Consider the following 18,934-nt stretch of genomic DNA (forward strand, 5'->3'; position numbering starts at 1 on the left):
GTGTCAGTGGAACTTTGGCAGCAGTGCGTGGAGCTTTTGCGCGATGAGCTGCCTGCCCAGCAATTCAACACTTGGATCCGTCCGCTACAGGTCGAAGCCGAAGGCGACGAGTTGCGTGTGTACGCACCGAATCGTTTTGTTCTCGATTGGGTCAACGAAAAATACCTCGGCCGTTTGCTGGAGCTTCTTGGCGAGCATGGTCAAGGCATGGCACCTGCCCTTTCCTTATTAATAGGAAGCAAGCGCAGCTCTGCACCACGTGCCGCTCCGAATGCGCCATTAGCTGCCGCGGCGTCCCAGGCGCTGTCTGCCAATTCGGTCAGCAGCGTCTCGTCGTCTGCACCCGCCATGGCTACTCCGGCTGCTCCTGTCGCGGTGCCTGCACCGGTTCAGAACGTTGCAGCACACGACGAGCCTTCACGCGACAGCTTCGACCCAATGGCTGGTGCCAGCTCGCAACAGGCGCCCGCTCGTGCGGAGCAACGTACCGTGCAGGTCGAAGGCGCGCTCAAGCACACCAGTTACCTGAACCGCACGTTCACGTTCGAGAATTTTGTCGAGGGTAAATCCAACCAGCTGGCACGCGCTGCAGCCTGGCAGGTTGCCGATAATCCCAAGCACGGCTATAACCCGCTGTTCCTTTATGGTGGTGTAGGTCTTGGTAAAACTCACTTGATGCATGCTGTGGGTAACCACCTGCTAAAGAAGAATCCGAACGCCAAGGTTGTCTACCTGCACTCGGAGCGCTTCGTCGCAGACATGGTCAAGGCCTTGCAGCTCAATGCAATCAACGAGTTCAAGCGCTTTTACCGTTCAGTCGATGCATTGCTGATCGATGACATTCAATTTTTTGCTCGCAAGGAACGTTCACAGGAAGAGTTTTTCCACACGTTCAACGCGCTGCTGGAGGGCGGGCAACAGGTCATTCTGACCAGCGACCGCTATCCGAAAGAAATCGAAGGCCTTGAAGAACGACTCAAGTCGCGTTTCGGCTGGGGTCTGACAGTTGCTGTCGAGCCTCCGGAGCTGGAAACCCGTGTGGCTATCCTCATGAAGAAAGCGGATCAGGCCAAGGTCGATCTGCCTCATGACGCTGCGTTCTTCATTGCCCAGCGGATTCGCTCCAACGTTCGAGAGCTGGAGGGCGCGCTCAAGCGTGTCATCGCTCACTCGCACTTCATGGGCCGCGACATCACCATCGAACTCATTCGCGAATCGCTGAAAGATTTGCTGGCGTTGCAGGACAAGCTGGTGAGTGTGGATAACATTCAGCGTACTGTCGCCGAGTACTACAAGATTAAGATCTCCGATCTGCTGTCCAAGCGTCGTTCCCGTTCTGTTGCCCGGCCTCGCCAGGTTGCAATGGCGCTTTCCAAGGAACTCACCAACCACAGTCTTCCGGAAATCGGTGACGTATTTGGTGGTCGGGACCATACGACTGTCTTGCACGCCTGCAGAAAGATCAACGAGCTCAAGGAATCCGATGCGGATATCCGCGAGGACTACAAGAACCTGCTGCGCACTCTGACTACGTGATAACGCCAGTGCAGCTTATTAAGGCAAGGGACTAGACCATGCATTTCACCATTCAACGCGAAGCCCTGTTGAAACCCCTGCAATTGGTCGCCGGCGTGGTAGAACGCCGCCAGACCTTGCCGGTTCTTTCCAATGTGCTTCTGGTCGTCGAAGGTCAGCAACTGTCGCTGACCGGTACGGATCTGGAAGTCGAACTGGTTGGCCGCGTTCAGCTGGAAGAGCCCGCTGAACCTGGAGAAATCACGGTTCCTGCGCGCAAGCTCATGGACATTTGCAAAAGCCTTTCCAATGACGCGCTGATCGATGTCAAACTCGATGACTCCAAGCTGATCGTCAAGGCAGGTCGTAGCCGTTTTACTCTGTCCACGTTGCCTGCCAATGATTTCCCGACGGTGGAAGAAGGCCCGGGCTCGTTGACCTTCAATCTGGTGCAGAGCAAGTTGCGCCGCCTGATTGAACGCACCAGCTTTGCGATGGCCCAGCAGGATGTTCGCTACTACCTCAACGGCATGCTGCTTGAAGTGAGTGCCGGTATTTTGCGCGCCGTCGCCACTGATGGTCACCGCCTGGCGATGTGCTCGATGTCTGCCGATATCGAACATGCCGATCGTCATCAGGTGATCGTCCCGCGCAAAGGTATTCTCGAGATGGCGCGCTTGCTGACTGAGCAGGACGGCATGGTCAGCATCGTTCTGGGTCAGCATCACATCCGCGCGACTACCGGCGAGTTCACTTTCACTTCCAAACTGGTCGATGGCAAATTCCCGGATTACGAGCGCGTGTTGCCTAAAGGCGGCGACAAACTGGTGTTGGGTGACCGTCAGGCATTGCGCGAAGCGTTCAGTCGCACCGCAATTCTGTCCAACGAGAAGTACCGCGGTATCCGCCTGCAATTGGCCAATGGTCAATTGAAAATTCAGGCCAATAACCCAGAGCAGGAAGAGGCAGAGGAAGAAATCAGCGTCGAGTACAACGGCGATTCGCTGGAGATAGGTTTTAACGTGAGCTACCTGCTCGACGTGTTGGGTGTGATGACGACCGAGCAGGTACGCCTGATTCTGTCGGACTCCAATAGCAGCGCCTTGGTGCAAGAGTCGGATAACGACGATTCCGCCTACGTTGTCATGCCGATGCGTCTGTAACTTCATGTCCAGCGCAACCTAGATGTCTCTTAGTCGCGTCTCGGTCACCGGGGTGCGCAATCTGCACCCGGTGACCCTCTCCCCCTCCCCGCGTATCAATATCCTCTACGGCGCAAACGGCAGTGGCAAAACCAGTGTTCTGGAAGCCATCCACCTGCTGGGGATCGCGCGTTCGTTTCGTAGCAGTCGCCTGCTTCCTGTCATCCAGTACGAGCAGCCCTCTTGCACCGTCTTTGGACAGGTCGATCTTGCGCAAGGTGGTCACAGCAATCTCGGAGTATCACGCGACCGACAAGGCGAATTCCAGATTCGTATTGACGGGCAAAATGCGAGAAGTGCCGCTCAGCTTGCTGAAATATTGCCGCTGCAACTGATCAATCCGGACAGCTTCAGATTGCTGGAAGGTGCCCCGAAGATACGCAGGCAGTTTTTGGATTGGGGAGTGTTCCACGTGGAACCTCGATTCATGGTCACTTGGCAGCGCCTGCAGAAGGCCCTCAAGCAGCGAAACTCGTGGCTTCGGCATGGTACACTTGACGCCGCTTCACAGGCGGCATGGGACCGAGAGCTGTGCTCGGCAAGTGACGAAATAGATGAATTTCGTCGCGCCTATATCAAGGCATTGAAGCCCGTTTTTGAACAGACTTTGAGCGAACTTGTTGAGCTTGAAGGTTTGACCCTGAGCTATTACCGAGGATGGGACAAGGAAAAAGAGCTGAGTACAGTGCTCGCCTCTTCCCTGCATCGTGATCAGCAAATGGGCCACACCCAGGCTGGACCACAACGAGCTGACCTGCGCCTTAGATTAGGCGCTCATAACGCGGTGGATATATTGTCTCGCGGTCAGCAAAAGTTGGTGGTCTGCGCATTGCGTATTGCTCAGGGACACCTGGTCAGCCAGGTCCGTCGCGGCCAGTGTATTTACCTGGTGGATGACTTGCCCTCCGAACTGGATGACAACCATCGACGCGCGCTTTGCCGCTTGCTGGAAGAATTACGCTGCCAGGTGTTTATCACCTGTGTAGATCAAGAATTTTTGAGGGAAGGCTGGCAGACGGAAACGCCAGTCGCTTTGTTCCACGTGGAACAAGGCCGTATCACCCAGACCCACGACCATCGGGAGTGATTGCATGAGCGAAAACCAAACGTACGACTCGTCCAGCATTAAGGTGCTGAAAGGACTTGATGCCGTACGCAAGCGTCCGGGAATGTACATCGGTGATACAGACGATGGCAGCGGTCTGCACCACATGGTGTTCGAGGTGGTTGATAACTCGATCGACGAAGCATTGGCAGGCCATTGCGACGACATCAGCATCATCATCCATCCAGACGAATCTATCACCGTGCGCGACAACGGCCGCGGTATTCCGGTAGACGTGCATAAAGAAGAAGGCGTGTCGGCAGCCGAGGTCATCATGACCGTGCTCCACGCTGGCGGTAAGTTCGATGACAACTCCTACAAAGTATCCGGCGGCTTGCACGGTGTAGGTGTATCGGTTGTTAACGCCCTTTCGGAACTTCTGCTGCTGACGGTTCGTCGTAGCGGCAAGATCTGGGAACAGACCTACGTGCATGGTGTTCCACAGGAGCCGATGAAAATCGTCGGTGAAAGTGATACCACCGGTACTCAGATCCACTTCAAGCCTTCTGCTGACACGTTCAAGAATATCCACTTCAGCTGGGACATCCTGGCCAAGCGAATTCGTGAACTGTCGTTCCTGAACTCCGGTGTTGGCATTGTCCTCAAAGACGAGCGCAGCGGGAAGGAAGAGCTGTTCAAATACGAAGGCGGTCTGCGTGCCTTCGTTGAATACCTGAACACCAACAAGACGCCGGTCAACGAAGTGTTCCACTTCAACATCCAGCGTGATGATGGAATCGGTGTCGAAATTGCCCTGCAGTGGAACGACAGCTTCAACGAGAACCTGTTGTGCTTCACCAACAACATTCCACAGCGTGACGGTGGTACTCACTTGGTGGGCTTCCGTTCCGCACTGACGCGTAACCTGAACAACTACATCGAGCAGGAAGGTCTGGCCAAGAAGCACAAGGTCGCGACCACGGGCGACGATGCGCGTGAAGGTTTGACTGCGATCATTTCGGTCAAAGTACCTGACCCGAAATTCAGCTCGCAGACTAAAGACAAACTGGTTTCTTCTGAAGTCAAAACTGCCGTGGAACAGGAGATGGGCAAGTACTTCTCCGACTTCCTGCTGGAAAACCCGAACGAAGCCAAAGCCGTCGTTGGCAAGATGATCGACGCAGCCCGTGCCCGCGAAGCAGCGCGCAAGGCTCGCGAGATGACTCGCCGCAAAGGTGCGCTGGATATCGCTGGCTTGCCGGGCAAGCTTGCCGACTGCCAGGAGAAGGACCCTGCCCTCTCCGAACTGTACCTGGTGGAAGGGGACTCTGCTGGCGGATCAGCCAAGCAGGGGCGTAATCGCAGAACCCAGGCGATCCTGCCACTCAAGGGCAAGATCCTGAACGTTGAAAAAGCGCGTTTCGACAAGATGATCTCTTCCCAGGAAGTGGGCACTTTGATCACCGCGCTGGGCTGTGGCATCGGCCGTGAAGAGTACAACATCGACAAGTTGCGGTATCACAACATCATCATCATGACCGATGCTGACGTCGACGGCTCGCACATCCGCACCCTGCTGCTCACCTTCTTCTTCCGTCAGTTGCCTGAGCTGATCGAGCGTGGCTACATCTACATCGCTCAGCCACCGCTGTACAAGGTGAAGAAAGGCAAGCAGGAGCAGTACATCAAGGACGACGAGGCCATGGAAGAGTACATGACCCAATCGGCCCTCGAAGACGCCAGCCTGCACCTCAGCGAATCGGCACCGGGCATCTCTGGTACTGCGCTGGAGAAACTGGTCAATGACTTCCGCATGGTCATGAAGACTCTCAAGCGTCTGTCGCGTCTTTATCCACAGGAACTGACCGAACACTTCGTCTACCTGCCGCCGATCTCGTTGGAGCAACTGTCCGACCACGAGGGCATGCAGGCCTGGCTGGCACTGTTCGACGCGCGTCTGCGCACCGGCGAGAAATCGGGTCTGGTCTACAAGGCCAGCCTGCGTGAAGACCGTGAACGTAACGTCTGGCTACCAGAGGTAGAACTGATCTCTCATGGTCTGTCGAACTACGTCACCTTCAACCGTGACTTCTTCGGCAGCAATGACTACAAGACCGTTACCGCTCTGGGACTGCAGATCAGCACACTTCTGGAAGAAGGTGCCTATGTACAACGTGGCGAGCGCAAGAAGCCTGTCACCGAGTTCAACGAAGCCCTCGCCTGGTTGATGGCCGAAAGCACCAAGCGCCACACCATCCAGCGCTACAAAGGACTGGGTGAAATGAACCCGGACCAATTGTGGGAAACCACGATGGACCCAAGTGTGCGCCGTATGCTGAAAGTGACCATCGAAGACGCCATTGGCGCTGACCAGATCTTCAACACCCTCATGGGTGATGCGGTCGAGCCACGTCGTGACTTCATCGAGAGCAATGCGCTGGCAGTGTCCAACCTGGACTTCTGATGGACGTGTAGCTTCACAGAAAAGCTAGCCGTTATCCCGCCAAGGTGATTTCGGCTTGATAAGGCCAACCCCAGGGTTGGCCTTTTTCATTTGAGTGTCTTTCAGGCCTATCCTGTGTCGCAACGATCTTATGAACTGGGCAGCCTGCGGCTGCAAATTGTGGGATTTTGAAATCGGTTATCATAGCCGAAATCGAGTCGATCCCTCCTCAGCACAGGCTTACACATGGCGTCAGAGACCAAAAAACGTAAACGGGCGAGCCGGGCAAAAGCCAAGGCAAAGCAGACCCGTCTCCAACGCGCCGGGCATACTACCTTCGTGCCCGATACCGACTTTTCCTTCGATATCGATCCTTTCGGTGATGTCGATCTTTGTAGTTGCTGCCAGACAACGTATCTGAACGACATGTTTCCCGACGCTTCTTGCGTAAGCGTTTAGATGAGAGAAGGGCCAGGCGGATTCGCCATCACCGCCGTCATTCACCACGATGAGGAGCCGCCCTGCTGACGTGGCCTCTGCACCGCCTGCTTACAAACCTCGACCGCTCAAAAACCTCTTCACGGCCAACGGCTGCTGGGCAGATTTGCTGGAAGCCGGCGGTCTGCGCCAAATCGAAGTGGAGTCGATCAGCAAAATGCTCGCCTGCGGCACCTCGATACTGGGCGTCAAACACTACACCTGTGGCAATGAGCATTGCCCACACGTCAAATACCTGTGCAACACCTGCCATTGCCGGGCCTGTCCTTCCTGCGGCAAAAAGGCCACCGACCAGTGGATCGCCGTGCAAAACAACCGTCTGCCCGACTGCCCCTGGCAGCATCTGGTGTTCACGCTGCCCGACACGCTGTGGTCCCTGTTCTTCTACAACCGCTGGCTGCTCGATGCGCTGTTTCGTCTGGCGGCCGATAACCTGATCTACACCGCCAAGCGGCGCGGTTTGCGCGTCGGGATTTTCGGTGCGCTGCACACCTATGGCCGGCGGCTCAACTGGCATCCCCACGTCCACCTGTCGGTGACCGCGGGCGGCCTGGATGAGCAGGGCGTCTGGAAAAATCTGTCGTTCCACAAAGAGGCCCTGCGGCGGCGCTGGATGTGGCTGGTGCGCGATTACCTGCTGGGACAGCCGCTTTCGCAACTGACGATGCCGCCGCAGCTGGCCCACATCCACTGTGAAAGCGACTGGCGCCGTTTGATACTGACCGCTGGTGGCCAGCACTGGCACATCCACTTGTCGAAGAAGACGGAAAACGGCCGAAAGACCGTCAATTACCTGGGCCGCTACCTGAAAAAACCGCCGATCTCGGGCAGTCGTCTGGCGCATTACACCTGCGGGGCCACGTTGAGCTTTACCTACCTGGATCACCGCACGCAGACCTATCAGCAGGAAACGCTGAGCCAGGCCGACATGCTGCGCCGGGTGGTGCAGCACATCCCGGAAAAGCATTTCCGGATGATCCGGTATTTTGGTTTTCTGGCCAATCGGGTGTGTGGGAAATACCTGCCGAAGGTCTATGAAGCATTGAAGATGGCGACGCCAGGACCGACACCGAAGCTGTATTTTGTGCAGATGGCCAAAGCCTTTCTAAACGTCGATCCGTTCCGCTGCGTGCTGTGTGGCGCGCGGATGGTCTACACGGCGGCAATCAGCGGGCTGACGGTGCAGGGACTGGTCCTCAACGCTCAGGCAATCGCGCAGATGAGGTACGTGAAGCCCTGACAGGGGGAAGGTGCGTCCGCACCTAGGCTCAGCGGTAAAATAACCTGCACAAATTCGGATTGATAGGGATTTTCACTGCATAAGTAACGCATCAGCGTCTTCCTACGCATCGCTATGAAGGCATGACGCCTCCTTCACAGCGTCAGGTTCATGCATAGGCATTTTGAAATTCCTATGCATGGACTTGGCCACGATGAACGTTGAATGAATCTGCCGTTTATAGTGGCCAAAACAGTCGATCCGTACGTTTGCGCGGAGAACTTCAGCGCAGATGACTTCGCTGAGCGATTAACCTGATCAATATCGCAGCCGCTCAAGGCTGCACGTATCACTACGATATTGGCAGGAATAGCAAAAATGCCCGCACCTCTGATCCCCGTCGAGACCTCCCCCAAGCTTCCCTTGATGCATAGGAATTTCAAAATGCCTATGCATGAACCTGACGCTGTGAAGGAGGCGTCATGCCTTCATAGCGATGCGTAGGAAGACGCTGATGCGTTACTTATGCAGTGAAAATCCCTATAAATCCGCATTAACACAGTTTATTTTACCGCTGAGCCTAGGTGCGGACGCACCTTCCCCCTGTCAGGGCTTCACGTACCTCATCTGCGCGATCGCCTGAGCGTTGAGGACCAGTCCCTGCACCGTCAGCCCGCTGATTGCCGCCGTGTAGACCATCCGCGCGCCACACAGCACGCAGCGGAACGGATCGACGTTTAGAAAGGCTTTGGCCATCGGCGCAAAATACAGCTTTGGTACCGGTCCTGGCGTCGCCATCTTCAGTGCTTCATACACCTTCGGCAGGTATTTCCCACACACCCGATTGGCCAGAAAACCAAAATACCGGATCATCCGGAAATGCTTTTCCGGGATGTGCTGGACCACCCGGCGCAGCATGTCGGCCTGGCTCAGCGTTTCCTGCTGATAGGTCTGCGTGCGGTGATCCAGGTAGGTAAAGCTCAACGTGGCCCCGCAGGTGTAATGCGCCAGACGACTGCCCGAGATCGGCGGTTTTTTCAGGTAGCGGCCCAGGTAATTGACGGTCTTTCGGCCGTTTTCCGTCTTCTTCGACAAGTGGATGTGCCAGTGCTGGCCACCAGCGGTCAGTATCAAACGGCGCCAGTCGCTTTCACAGTGGATGTGGGCCAGCTGCGGCGGCATCGTCAGTTGCGAAAGCGGCTGTCCCAGCAGGTAATCGCGCACCAGCCACATCCAGCGCCGCCGCAGGGCCTCTTTGTGGAACGACAGATTTTTCCAGACGCCCTGCTCATCCAGGCCGCCCGCGGTCACCGACAGGTGGACGTGGGGATGCCAGTTGAGCCGCCGGCCATAGGTGTGCAGCGCACCGAAAATCCCGACGCGCAAACCGCGCCGCTTGGCGGTGTAGATCAGGTTATCGGCCGCCAGACGAAACAGCGCATCGAGCAGCCAGCGGTTGTAGAAGAACAGGGACCACAGCGTGTCGGGCAGCGTGAACACCAGATGCTGCCAGGGGCAGTCGGGCAGACGGTTGTTTTGCACGGCGATCCACTGGTCGGTGGCCTTTTTGCCGCAGGAAGGACAGGCCCGGCAATGGCAGGTGTTGCACAGGTATTTGACGTGTGGGCAATGCTCATTGCCACAGGTGTAGTGTTTGACGCCCAGTATCGAGGTGCCGCAGGCGAGCATTTTGCTGATCGACTCCACTTCGATTTGGCGCAGACCGCCGGCTTCCAGCAAATCTGCCCAGCAGCCGTTGGCCGTGAAGAGGTTTTTGAGCGGTCGAGGTTTGTAAGCAGGCGGTGCAGAGGCCACGTCAGCAGGATGGCTCCTCATCGTGGTGAATGACGGCGGTGATGGCGAATCCGCCTGGCCCTTCTCTCATCGAAACGCTTACGCAAGAAGCGTCGGGAAACCTGTCGTTCAGATACGCTGTCTGGCAGCCACTACAAAGATCGACATCACCCAAAGGATCGACATCGAAGAAAAATTCGGTATCGGGAACGAAGGTGGTATGCCCGGCGCGTTGGAGACGGGTCTGCTTTGCCTTGGCTTTTGCCCGGCTTGCCCGTTTACGTTTTTTTGTCTCTGACGCCATGTGTAAGCCTGTGCTGAGGAGGGATCGACTCAATTTTGGCTATGATAACCGATTTCAAAATCCCACAATTTGCAGCCGCAGGCTGCCCAGTTCGAGGCAGATGTAGTTGTCATTGGCGGAGGCATAATAGGCAGCTTCACCGCCTACTACCTCGCACTGCGCGGCATGAAGGTCGCTCTGGTTGAAAAAGGCCGTATCGGTGCCGAACAATCGAGTCGTAACTGGGGGTGGTGCCGGCAGCAGAATCGGGATGCCCGGGAGCTGCCGATGGCAACCAAAAGCCTGGACCTGTGGGAGCAGTTTGCCAAGCAGAGCGGCGAGCAGACAGGCTTCACCCGCTGTGGCCTGCTTTACTTGAGCAACGACGAGAAAGAACTTGCGGGATGGGCGCGCTGGGGAGAATTTGCCCGTACTGTAGGTGTCCAGACTTACATGTTGAACGCCCAGCAGGCCGCTGAACGCGGCAAGGCTACAGGCAAGCAATGGAAGGGCGGAGTCTATGCGCCTACGGATGGTACTGCCGATCCATCTCGTGCAGCGCCAGCTGTTGCGAGAGCGATCATGGCGCTGGGCGGCACCGTGCATCAAGGTTGCGCCGCTCGGGGGCTTGAAACCGAAGGTGGGCGATTGTCCGCTGTGGTCACTGAGCACGGCACCATTCGTACCCGGCTCGCGGTACTTGCCGGAGGCGCGTGGGCTTCTTCGTTCTGTCGCCAGTACGGTATCAGTTTTCCCCAAGCCACTATTCGCCAGACGGTAATGTCAGTGTCCCCGCCGACCGACGAGTTGGTGGCGGCGTTGCATACTTCAAATATCTCCATGACTCGCCGCTATGACGGTAGCTACACGCTGGCAATCAGCGGCCGTGGAAGGGTTGATCCTACGCCACAGTTATTTGGTTTTGCTACACAGTTGTCAACGCCAACTAAAAAGTGACCCCCTTCCGTGCTAAATCGCCAACTTAGTTTTGACCCCCCTCGGGTTCATATTTTCGAGCCGGTTCGGCCCGAGACGATTTGATTCCTGCTTTGCGCTTGTCCTTGAGTCGATAGCTTTCACCTGTCATCTGCACGATATGGGCATGATGTAACAGCCTGTCCAGCATGGCCGCTGTCAGTGTTTGATCATCCGCAAAGGTTCCGGCCCACTGGGTAAACGGCAAGTTACTCGTGAGGATCAGGCTGCCTTGCTCGTAGCGCTTGGCGACAACATTGAAGAACAGGTTGGCTTCATCACGACCAAACGGCAGGTAACCGATTTCATCGATGACCAACAACCCGGGGGCCATCACCACACGACTGAAGTATTCCTTGAGCCGTTCCTGGCGGTGCGCAGCGGTCAGTTGCAGCATCAAGTCAGCCGCAGTGACGAAGCGGGTTTTGATACCGGCCATCACTGCCCGGTAGGCCAGGGCGATGGCCAGGTGGCTCTTGCCTACACCACTAGGCCCCAGGAACACGATGTTCTCGGTACGCCCAACAAAACTCAATGCTGCCAGCTCCTGGAGCTGTGCCCGGGGGACGCCGGTGGCAAACGCGAAGTCGTATTGCTCCAGCGTTTTCACGGCGGGCAGCGCGGCAGTTTTCAGCAGGGCCTGTCGAGAGCGTTCACTTCGGGCATCGGTCTCGGCAGCCAGCAGCTTTTCGAGGAAGTCGGCAAAGCTGTCTTCGCCGCTTGCTGCTTGTTGGGCAAGGTGCGGCCAGTCCACCCCGACGCGCTCAAGCTTTAGCCCCTTGCATAGTTCTGTCAGGCGAGCATGTTGAAGGTTCATGCTCTCACCTCCAGCAGTTGCTCATAAACCGACAGCGGATGCTGCAAGCTCTCGTACGGCAGGACCCGCCCCAGGCGTAGGCCTTGGGCGGGTTGTGGGCGCAGGCTCTGTGTTGGCAGTGGTAATAGTACCTGCTGCTCTTCGGCCAGACGTACCGCTGGTTGAACACCCGTCGTGCCGTGAATCCGCTGATGAGCGACTTCGTCGAGCCATTGGCCGATATGTGCGTTGGCCGTCACCACATCCAGCGTCAGACCCGCACTCTTGAGCGTAGCGGCCAACGGGGTAATGAAACTGCCCTTCAGATACCCGTTGAAGCGCTCAACCTTGCCCTTGGTCTGGGCACGGTAAGGGCGGCAGACCTTGGGAATAAAACCAAACTCATCGGCCAGCGCAGCCAATCGGGGATGCCAACGGTGCAGGCCCTCCCCAAAAGCGTCTCGCTCGGTGATGATGGTTCCGGCGTTATCAAACAATGCCTGCTCGGGCACGCCGCCAAAGTAAGCGAACGCCTCCCGAAGCCCTGTCAGCCAGGCTTCGCTGTCCTCTCGCTCGGAGAAACGGACAAAGCTTGCTCGACTAAAACCAAGTGTCGCCACGAACGCCTTAAGCGGCTGACGGCCTCGTCGAATGGTGGTGAAGTCCACCTGCATCTGCTTGCCGGGCAGAGTTTCGAAACGTACCACCGGCTCTTCTGCCTTACGTTTGAAGGGGCGAATATAAGCCTTCAGACGACTGACGCCGCCGCTGTACCCCAATGCCGTGATCTCACGCAGCAGGACGGTCGCCGGAATCCAGTGCGGGCGCGCTGCCTCAATACGCTCATGCAGGTAGTCCTTGAAGGGGTCGATTTTGCACGGACGTGCGGGTCTCACCTTGTCACTGGGTAGCGACCGGGCCTTTCGCAGGTACTTGCGCACGGTGTTACGCGAAATACCCAGCTCACGGGCGATGAATTTGATGCCATGGCCCTGACGGGCCAATACTTTAATTTCCACAGACTGCTCCTGGGTCAACATATTGGCAGCTCAAAGCCGCCAGTTTTACCCAGGGGGTCAATTCTAGGTTGGCGTTAGGGGGTCATTTTTACAGTGGCGGTGACACACAGTTCCTGCCCATGTTTCAGCGTCGTTGGCGCAACCTGGTATCGGGAGGCCTGGAAGGCTTGCGCTCAGGCCACGAGGGTCGCGGCAAGTGGCGTCTCGACCAGCCGACACCTATGGAGAAGATGCGCATACTTGATCCAAAGGTAGATGCCTCTGCGGTGGAGTTGACCTACAAGCGTGCGGTGGCGATGGTCCCCGCTCTCAAGCAATCGTCGGTCACTGCTGCCTGGGCTGGTTATGTCGACAGCACACCTGATGGTGTGCCCGGGATCGGTGAAATCGCCAGCCTGCCCGGCCTCGTCCTGGCCGCCGGGTTCAGCGGCCATGGTTTCGGTATTGGACCAGGAGCAGGTGACCTGATCGCTGACATTGTCAGTGGTGTCGCCCCTATCGTTGACCCTAAACCCTATCACCCAGACCGTTTCCACGGCTCATCTTGGGGTAAGGTGGCAGATTTTTGATTGAAACGACGAGCGATCCACAGTGACTGCTGTGCTTACATCGGCGTAGTCACCGCGATAACTGTGCGCGCATTGGAGCTGAGAAAACTTACGACTGGTGTTCCACGTGGAACACCATGGTTTTGGGATATCAGTGACTATTTTACGCATCAATGGAGCCGGCCACGCCCTTTCAATAACGGACCAGGCAACCGCTCAGTCCTAGCGGAAATTTAACGTCGTGTCCGGAATCAGGTGTCCACTACCTATAGGCTCGTTACGGTCTACATCCGTGAAAGCAGATCTGCTTTCTTTATCAGAAACTCATCTTCGGTCAGGACGCCTTGGTCCTTTAAGTCGGAGAGTTTTTTCAACATTGCAGGGATGTCCTCTGTCGAAGCCGACGAGGTCTTGGCTGGTTGGTGCGACGCTGCTACTGCCTCGAGAATCATTTTCTTGATCTGCTCAAAATCCGCGTTGCTGCCCTTGCCGAAGAATACGGAATTGTCATCGTTTGCAATATTTGTTGAACCGCCGCGAAAAGCCAAATCACCAGCGTGGATCACTTGGAAGAAAGCTTTATTAAGCAGTGAGGCGGGCTCCAGGCGAATAGCTGAAATGGCTGATATTGGAATATCTTTGTTACCTTTGCCCATGCCTGAGAATTGTCGCAGTGCACCAAACAGTCCTGTGCGGCGAATTAGAACCTCAGATCCGATGAATGTAATCTCGCCGTTAGACCCTTTGGCTGTAAAAGGTAAATTGCTCATCGCCGTACTCCATTACAAAAATGCAAGATTACCTGAAGGTAGGCGTTATGGCAGCAATAAGAGTGGTCCAAGCGCGAGGATTTGAGGAAACGTTGCAGCCAGATTGAACGGGACATGTTCCCCTGCTGCCCTTTCAGAAATATTGGAGCGGTGCGTTGGCCTGACTGAAATCGGCTTCGCCTCGGGCGTTAGCCCAAGCAATAAAAAACCGACCTTTTGCAGGTCGGTTTTTGATACATCACCAAAACTTATGCACGTTTTTCCGGTTTTTATAGCCCGAAAAAATATGTATACGAATTAAAGAGTTAGCCAAGGTTTTTGACGGATTTCAGAAAAACCGTACACAGGTTATCCACAAAATCACGCCGGGACTTTTCCAGGGCTTGCTGCTGGTGTAACAGGCGAGCCCATCGCGCGCTGTGCTTCCTCATTCCAGGCCTGCACACGGTCATTCAACGCAGCAATGGCGCGCGGGCCTGTACCCTCTGCGTACATCGGTTCGCCAATCACCACCTGGATAGTGCCTGGCTTTTTCGCCCAGCCATCTCGAGGCCAGTATTTGCCAGCGTTATGAGCGATAGGCAGGACTGGCAGATCAGCGTTTACCGCCAACGCAGTACCGCCGCGAGAGAATTTTCCGACCTGGCCGTAAGGCACGCGTGTGCCCTCCGGGAAGATCAATACCCAGACGCCATCCTTGAGCAACTCGTCGCCCTTCTTGGCAATCTCCCTGAGTGCGGCTTTCGGGTTTTCGCGGTCAATGGCGATCGGGCGCAGCATTGCCATCGCCCAGCCAAAGAACGGCACATACAGCAATTCACGCTTGAGGACCTGGCTCATCGGCTCGAAGTACGCCGACAGGAAGAAAGTCTCCCAGGTACTCTGATGGTTGGATATGATCACGCAGGGGGGGTTCGGTACGTTTTCGGCGCCAGTCACTTCAACCTGGATGTTCAGAAACACCTTGGTCAGCCAGATGGCGCAGCGGCACCAATAGACGTTAATGAAGCGATAGCGGGCTTTGAACGGCAGAAAAGGCGCAATGAAAAAACTCAACGTGCACCACAACAGCGAGCTGGTGCCCAGCAACAGGTAGAAGAAGAAGGTCCTGATTGCCTGCATGATCGACATAGTTACGTTTACCGTACGGGCAGGTGCCCGCTCCTTGAGCGTCCTGAACCTGAAGAGCTGACTGTTCAGTGAACGCTGTTGTGGATAAGTTCTGCGGCAACTGCCGCCAGATCGTCAAAAATCAACGTGCCTGCCGGCACTCCGCCTTCCATCGTCTTGCGGCCTTTGCCGGTCATCACCAGCACAGGCTGAGAATCGACGGCCAAAGCGGCCTGTAGGTCACCTTTACTGTCGCCCACGAACCAGAGACTTTTGGGGTCTACTGCGTAATGAGTGACGATGGCCTGCAGCATCCCGGGTTTGGGCTTGCGGCAGCTACAGCCATCGTCTGGCCCATGCGGGCAGTAGACGATCAAACCGACCTCGCCACCCTGCTCTGCCACCAGCTTGCGCAAGCGCTCATGCATGGCGTCCAGCGTGGCCAGATCATAATAACCTCGGGCAATGCCCGACTGGTTGGTGGCGACGGCCACCGTCCAGCCGGCCTTGCTCAGATCTGCGATAGCCTTGATCGAGCCGGGAATGGGCACCCACTCCTTCACTGACTTTATGTAAGCATCGGAGTCATGGTTGATGACTCCGTCTCGATCAAGTATCAGCAGTTTCACCATCGACTCCTTCTCAGCCCAGCAGCGAGATATCGGCAACGCCAAGGAACAGGCCGCGCAAACGCGACAACAAGGCATAACGGTTGGCGCGCACATTGGCGTCTTCCGCGTTGACCATTACCGCTTCGAAGAATGCATCGACCGGCTCACGCAGCATCGCCAGACGCGCCAGCGATTCGCTGTATTGACGCTCGGCAGCCATCGGCTGGACCGCGTGGTCAGCCTGCTGAATAGCCGAGTACAGCGAAAACTCGTTGGCGTTGTCGAAATACTTGGGCTCGACGGTCTGGGCAATACTGCCCTCGGCCTTGCTCAACAGGTTCGATACGCGCTTGTTCACCGCGGCCAGTGCAGCGGCCTGTGGCAGTTTGCGGAAAGCCTGGACCGCCTGAACACGCTGATCGAAATCCAGCGCCGAAGCAGGTTGCAGCGCACGTACCGAGAGGTACACAGCCACATCGACGCCTTCGTCTTCATAACGCGCACGCAGACGGTCGAAGATGAAGTCGAGTACCTGCTCCGCCAGACCGGCAGGCTTGATCTTCGCGCCAAACTGCGTGACTGCGAATTTCACCGTTTCGACCAGGTTCAGGTCGAGCTTCTTCTCGATCAGAATACGCAGGATACCCAACGCAGCACGACGCAGCGCATAGGGGTCTTTGCTGCCGGTGGGCAGCATGCCGATACCGAAGATACCGACCAGCGTGTCGAGTTTGTCGGCGATGGCCACCGCAGCGCCAGTCAGCGTTGTCGGCAGTTCGGCGCCCGCGCCACGTGGCATGTACTGCTCGTTGAGCGCCAGCGCAACATCTTCAGGTTCGCCGTCAGCCTTGGCGTAGTAGTAACCGGCAATGCCCTGCATTTCCGGGAACTCGCCGACCATCTCGCTCGACAGGTCGCACTTGGACAGCAGGCCAGCCCGTGCCGCACGCTGGGCGTCGCCGCCGATGCGCGGGGCGATGTAGGCAGCCAGTTTCGAGACGCGCTCGGCTTTGTCGAACACGCTACCCAATTGTGCCTGGAACACGACGTTTTTCAGACGATCGTTGAAGGTTTCCAACTTCTGCTTTTTGTCCTGCTTGAAGAAGAACTCGGCATCAGTCAGGCGTGGACGAACCACCTTCTCGTTACCGGCAACGATTTGCGCCGGGTCTTTGCTCTCGATGTTGGCCACGGTGATAAAGCGCGGCAGCAACTTGCCTTCGGCATCCAGCAGGCAGAAGTATTTCTGGTTGTCCTGCATGGTAGTAATCAGCGCTTCCTGAGGTACTTCCAGGAAACGTTCTTCAAAAGAGCACACCAGCGGAACCGGCCACTCGACCAGCCCGGCTACTTCATCAAGCAGGCTTGGCGGTACGATGGCAGTACCTTCCTGTTGGGTGGCCAGCTCGTCGACGCGCTTGCTGATGATCTGGCGACGTTCGTTGAAGTCGGCCAGTACATGCGCGGCGCGCAGGTCGCTGAGGTAACCGGCAGGCGAAGAAATACGCACGTCTTGCGGGTGATGGAAGCGATGACCACGAGAATGACGACCCGCGCTCTGGGCGAGGATCGTGCAGTCAACCACCTGATCACCGAACAGCATCACCAGCCACTGGGTCGGACGCACGAACTCTTCCTTGCGGGCACCCCAGCGCATGCGCTTGGCAATCGGCAGGTCGTTCAGCGAGTCTTCGACGATAGTCGGCAGCAGCGACGTGGTCGGCTTGCCGAGGATGGTCTGGCTGTAGCGCAGTTTCGGGCCGCTCTGATCGATTTCGCTCAGATCGACGCCGCACTTCTTGGCAAAGCCCAGTGCTGCCTGCGTCGGGTTGCCGTCCGCATCGAACGCTGCCTGACGCGGCGGGCCGTCGAGGTTGACGCTGCGATCCGGTTGTTGCGTGGCCAGCGCGGTGATCAGCACGGCCAGGCGACGCGGTGCGGCGTAGACCTGTTTGGCGCTGTAGGTCAGACCTGCGCCCGACAGGCCTTTTTCAATACCGGCCAGAAATGCATCTGCCAGGGAAACGAGGGTCTTGGGTGGCAGTTCTTCAGTGCCCAGTTCAACCAGAAAATCTTGAGCACTCATTGCGCTGCCTCCAGCTTGGCCAACACTTCATCGCGTAGATCGGGCGGCGCCATCGGGAAACCGAGACGGGCGCGGGCCTGCAGGTAGGCCTGAGCCACCGAGCGGGCCAGCGTGCGTACGCGCAGGATGTATTGCTGACGCGCGGTCACGGAAATCGCGCGGCGGGCATCCAGCAGGTTGAAGGTGTGCGAGGCCTTGAGGACCATTTCATAGCCCGGCAACGGCAGCTCCAGCTCGATCAGACGTGCGGCTTCGCTCTCGTAGAAATCGAACAGTTCGAACAGTTTGTCGACGTTGGCGTGTTCGAAGTTGTAGGTCGACTGTTCCACCTCGTTTTGATGGAACACGTCGCCGTAAGTCACTTTGCCGAACGGGCCGTCAGCCCAGACCAGATCGTAGACTGAGTCCACGCCTTGCTGGTACATGGCCAGACGCTCAAGGCCGTAAGTGATTTCGCCGGTAACCGGGTAGCACTCCAGGCCGCCGACCTGTTGGAAGTAGGTGAACTGCGAGACTTCCATACCGTTGAGCCAGATCTCCCAGCCCAGACCCCAGGCGCCCAGCGTCGGCGATTCCCAGTTGTCTTCGACGAAACGTACGTCGTGCACCAGCGGATCGAGGCCGATGTGCTTGAGCGAACCCAGGTACAGTTCCTGGAAGTTGTCCGGGTTGGGCTTGAGAATCACCTGGAACTGATAGTAATGCTGCAGGCGGTTCGGGTTTTCGCCGTAGCGGCCGTCAGTCGGGCGACGGCTTGGCTGTACGTAAGCGGCGTTCCAGGTTTCCGGGCCTACGGCGCGCAGAAACGTGGCAGTGTGGAACGTGCCGGCGCCTACTTCCATATCGTAGGGCTGAAGTACCACGCAACCTTGTTCTGCCCAGTATTGCTGGAGGGCGAGGATCAAGTCTTGGAAGGTACGCACGGCTGGCGTAGGCTGGCTCACAAATTTCACCTGTGCTGGGCTGCGATTCAAAGAGCGGGAGTATACCCGATTCGGCCGCACGTCCACTCCTTGGGAG

At 56.9% G+C, this 18,934-nt stretch carries 15 protein-coding genes and 2 pseudogenes; 8 read left to right on the top strand and 9 right to left on the bottom strand.

The features are described 5' to 3' along the window. The 6 genes from dnaA (at position 1) to AC4ANK_RS00030 (ending at position 7,943) form a co-directional block, all read left to right on the top strand. Entirely contained in the window at positions 1 to 1,536 is a 1,536-nt protein-coding gene (gene dnaA / locus AC4ANK_RS00005; RefSeq protein WP_002551316.1) for a chromosomal replication initiator protein DnaA, read from the top strand. 38 nt (positions 1,537 to 1,574) lie between these two features. Further along, positions 1,575 to 2,678, top strand: coding sequence for a DNA polymerase III subunit beta (dnaN, locus tag AC4ANK_RS00010; RefSeq protein ID WP_002551317.1), 1,104 nt, complete (start codon positions 1,575 to 1,577; stop codon positions 2,676 to 2,678). Between the two features lie 22 nt (positions 2,679 to 2,700). Beyond that, on the top strand, positions 2,701 to 3,804 hold the full coding sequence (recF, locus tag AC4ANK_RS00015; protein WP_002551318.1) for a DNA replication/repair protein RecF: 1,104 nt from the start codon (positions 2,701 to 2,703) through the stop codon (positions 3,802 to 3,804). Positions 3,805 to 3,808: 4 nt separating this feature from the next. Continuing rightward, positions 3,809 to 6,226 (top strand): DNA topoisomerase (ATP-hydrolyzing) subunit B, encoded by a 2,418-nt coding sequence (gyrB, locus tag AC4ANK_RS00020; protein WP_002551319.1) that lies wholly within the window; start codon positions 3,809 to 3,811, stop codon positions 6,224 to 6,226. Between the two features lie 225 nt (positions 6,227 to 6,451). Further along, on the top strand, positions 6,452 to 6,664 hold the full coding sequence (locus tag AC4ANK_RS00025; RefSeq protein ID WP_460382897.1) for a hypothetical protein: 213 nt from the start codon (positions 6,452 to 6,454) through the stop codon (positions 6,662 to 6,664). Positions 6,665 to 6,713: 49 nt separating this feature from the next. Then, positions 6,714 to 7,943: an IS91 family transposase gene (locus tag AC4ANK_RS00030; RefSeq protein ID WP_460383867.1), complete on the top strand. Its 1,230-nt coding sequence runs from the start codon at positions 6,714 to 6,716 to the stop codon at positions 7,941 to 7,943. A gap of 585 nt (positions 7,944 to 8,528) precedes the next feature. On the opposite strand, the gene AC4ANK_RS00035 is transcribed toward AC4ANK_RS00030, so the two are convergent. Together AC4ANK_RS00035 and AC4ANK_RS00040 are read right to left on the bottom strand one after the other, a co-directional pair. Next, a complete protein-coding gene (locus AC4ANK_RS00035; protein ID WP_460382827.1) occupies positions 8,529 to 9,758 on the bottom strand; it encodes an IS91 family transposase in 1,230 nt (409 codons plus the stop codon). Next, positions 9,739 to 10,020 carry a hypothetical protein gene (locus AC4ANK_RS00040; protein WP_104720438.1) on the bottom strand — a complete coding sequence of 94 codons (282 nt, stop codon included), beginning with the start codon at positions 10,018 to 10,020 and terminating at the stop codon, positions 9,739 to 9,741. The genes AC4ANK_RS00035 and AC4ANK_RS00040 overlap by 20 nt, the downstream gene beginning before the upstream one ends. Positions 10,021 to 10,071: 51 nt before the next feature. On the opposite strand from AC4ANK_RS00040, the pseudogene AC4ANK_RS00045 reads away from it, so the two are divergent. Then, positions 10,072 to 10,932, top strand: a pseudogene (locus AC4ANK_RS00045) (NAD(P)/FAD-dependent oxidoreductase); the annotation flags it as partial. A 49-nt stretch (positions 10,933 to 10,981) separates the two neighbouring features. Here AC4ANK_RS00045 and istB read toward each other — a convergent pair. Then, on the bottom strand, positions 10,982 to 11,791 hold the full coding sequence (gene istB, locus AC4ANK_RS00050) for an IS21-like element ISPsy4 family helper ATPase IstB (RefSeq protein ID WP_460383172.1): 810 nt from the start codon (positions 11,789 to 11,791) through the stop codon (positions 10,982 to 10,984). Then, positions 11,788 to 12,810, bottom strand: a complete 1,023-nt coding sequence (gene istA / locus AC4ANK_RS00055; protein ID WP_460383174.1) for an IS21-like element ISPsy4 family transposase — start codon at positions 12,808 to 12,810, stop codon at positions 11,788 to 11,790. The genes istB and istA overlap by 4 nt, the downstream gene beginning before the upstream one ends. An 83-nt stretch (positions 12,811 to 12,893) precedes the next feature. On the opposite strand from istA, the pseudogene AC4ANK_RS00060 reads away from it, so the two are divergent. Further along, positions 12,894 to 13,358: pseudogene (locus AC4ANK_RS00060) on the top strand (NAD(P)/FAD-dependent oxidoreductase); the annotation flags it as partial. A 263-nt stretch (positions 13,359 to 13,621) separates the two neighbouring features. On the opposite strand, the gene AC4ANK_RS00065 reads toward AC4ANK_RS00060, so the two are convergent. The 5 genes from AC4ANK_RS00065 to glyQ form a co-directional block, all read right to left on the bottom strand. Then, a complete protein-coding gene (locus AC4ANK_RS00065; RefSeq protein ID WP_031596765.1) occupies positions 13,622 to 14,107 on the bottom strand; it encodes an SHOCT domain-containing protein in 486 nt (161 codons plus the stop codon). A gap of 360 nt (positions 14,108 to 14,467) precedes the next feature. Continuing rightward, positions 14,468 to 15,238: a lysophospholipid acyltransferase family protein gene (locus AC4ANK_RS00070; protein ID WP_460383881.1), complete on the bottom strand. Its 771-nt coding sequence runs from the start codon at positions 15,236 to 15,238 to the stop codon at positions 14,468 to 14,470. A gap of 65 nt (positions 15,239 to 15,303) precedes the next feature. Further along, positions 15,304 to 15,849: a D-glycero-beta-D-manno-heptose 1,7-bisphosphate 7-phosphatase gene (gene gmhB, locus AC4ANK_RS00075; RefSeq protein WP_002551324.1), complete on the bottom strand. Its 546-nt coding sequence runs from the start codon at positions 15,847 to 15,849 to the stop codon at positions 15,304 to 15,306. Between the two features lie 10 nt (positions 15,850 to 15,859). Continuing rightward, positions 15,860 to 17,914, bottom strand: coding sequence for a glycine--tRNA ligase subunit beta (glyS, locus tag AC4ANK_RS00080; protein ID WP_002551325.1), 2,055 nt, complete (start codon positions 17,912 to 17,914; stop codon positions 15,860 to 15,862). After that, on the bottom strand, positions 17,911 to 18,858 hold the full coding sequence (gene glyQ, locus AC4ANK_RS00085) for a glycine--tRNA ligase subunit alpha (protein ID WP_002551326.1): 948 nt from the start codon (positions 18,856 to 18,858) through the stop codon (positions 17,911 to 17,913). Before glyQ ends, glyS begins: the two co-directional genes overlap by 4 nt. Between the last annotated feature and the right edge of the window lie 76 nt (positions 18,859 to 18,934).

The organism is Pseudomonas sp. Pmew2 (genome assembly GCF_058129885.1).

Bases quoted from the DNA above. Each gene is read 5' to 3' on its own strand.
- glyS (WP_002551325.1), bottom strand. From the start codon at position 17,914: ATGAGTGCTCAAGATTTTCTGGTTGAACTGGGCACTGAAGAACTGCCA.
- AC4ANK_RS00070 (WP_460383881.1), bottom strand. From the start codon at position 15,238: ATGTCGATCATGCAGGCAATCAGGACCTTCTTCTTCTACCTGTTGCTG.
- AC4ANK_RS00025 (WP_460382897.1), top strand. From the start codon at position 6,452: ATGGCGTCAGAGACCAAAAAACGTAAACGGGCGAGCCGGGCAAAAGCC.
- dnaN (WP_002551317.1), top strand. From the start codon at position 1,575: ATGCATTTCACCATTCAACGCGAAGCCCTGTTGAAACCCCTGCAATTG.
- istB (WP_460383172.1), bottom strand. From the start codon at position 11,791: ATGAACCTTCAACATGCTCGCCTGACAGAACTATGCAAGGGGCTAAAG.
- AC4ANK_RS00030 (WP_460383867.1), top strand. From the start codon at position 6,714: ATGAGGAGCCGCCCTGCTGACGTGGCCTCTGCACCGCCTGCTTACAAA.
- AC4ANK_RS00035 (WP_460382827.1), bottom strand. From the start codon at position 9,758: ATGAGGAGCCATCCTGCTGACGTGGCCTCTGCACCGCCTGCTTACAAA.
- gyrB (WP_002551319.1), top strand. From the start codon at position 3,809: ATGAGCGAAAACCAAACGTACGACTCGTCCAGCATTAAGGTGCTGAAA.
- istA (WP_460383174.1), bottom strand. From the start codon at position 12,810: ATGTTGACCCAGGAGCAGTCTGTGGAAATTAAAGTATTGGCCCGTCAG.
- AC4ANK_RS00040 (WP_104720438.1), bottom strand. From the start codon at position 10,020: ATGGCGTCAGAGACAAAAAAACGTAAACGGGCAAGCCGGGCAAAAGCC.
- recF (WP_002551318.1), top strand. From the start codon at position 2,701: ATGTCTCTTAGTCGCGTCTCGGTCACCGGGGTGCGCAATCTGCACCCG.
- AC4ANK_RS00065 (WP_031596765.1), bottom strand. From the start codon at position 14,107: ATGAGCAATTTACCTTTTACAGCCAAAGGGTCTAACGGCGAGATTACA.
- gmhB (WP_002551324.1), bottom strand. From the start codon at position 15,849: ATGGTGAAACTGCTGATACTTGATCGAGACGGAGTCATCAACCATGAC.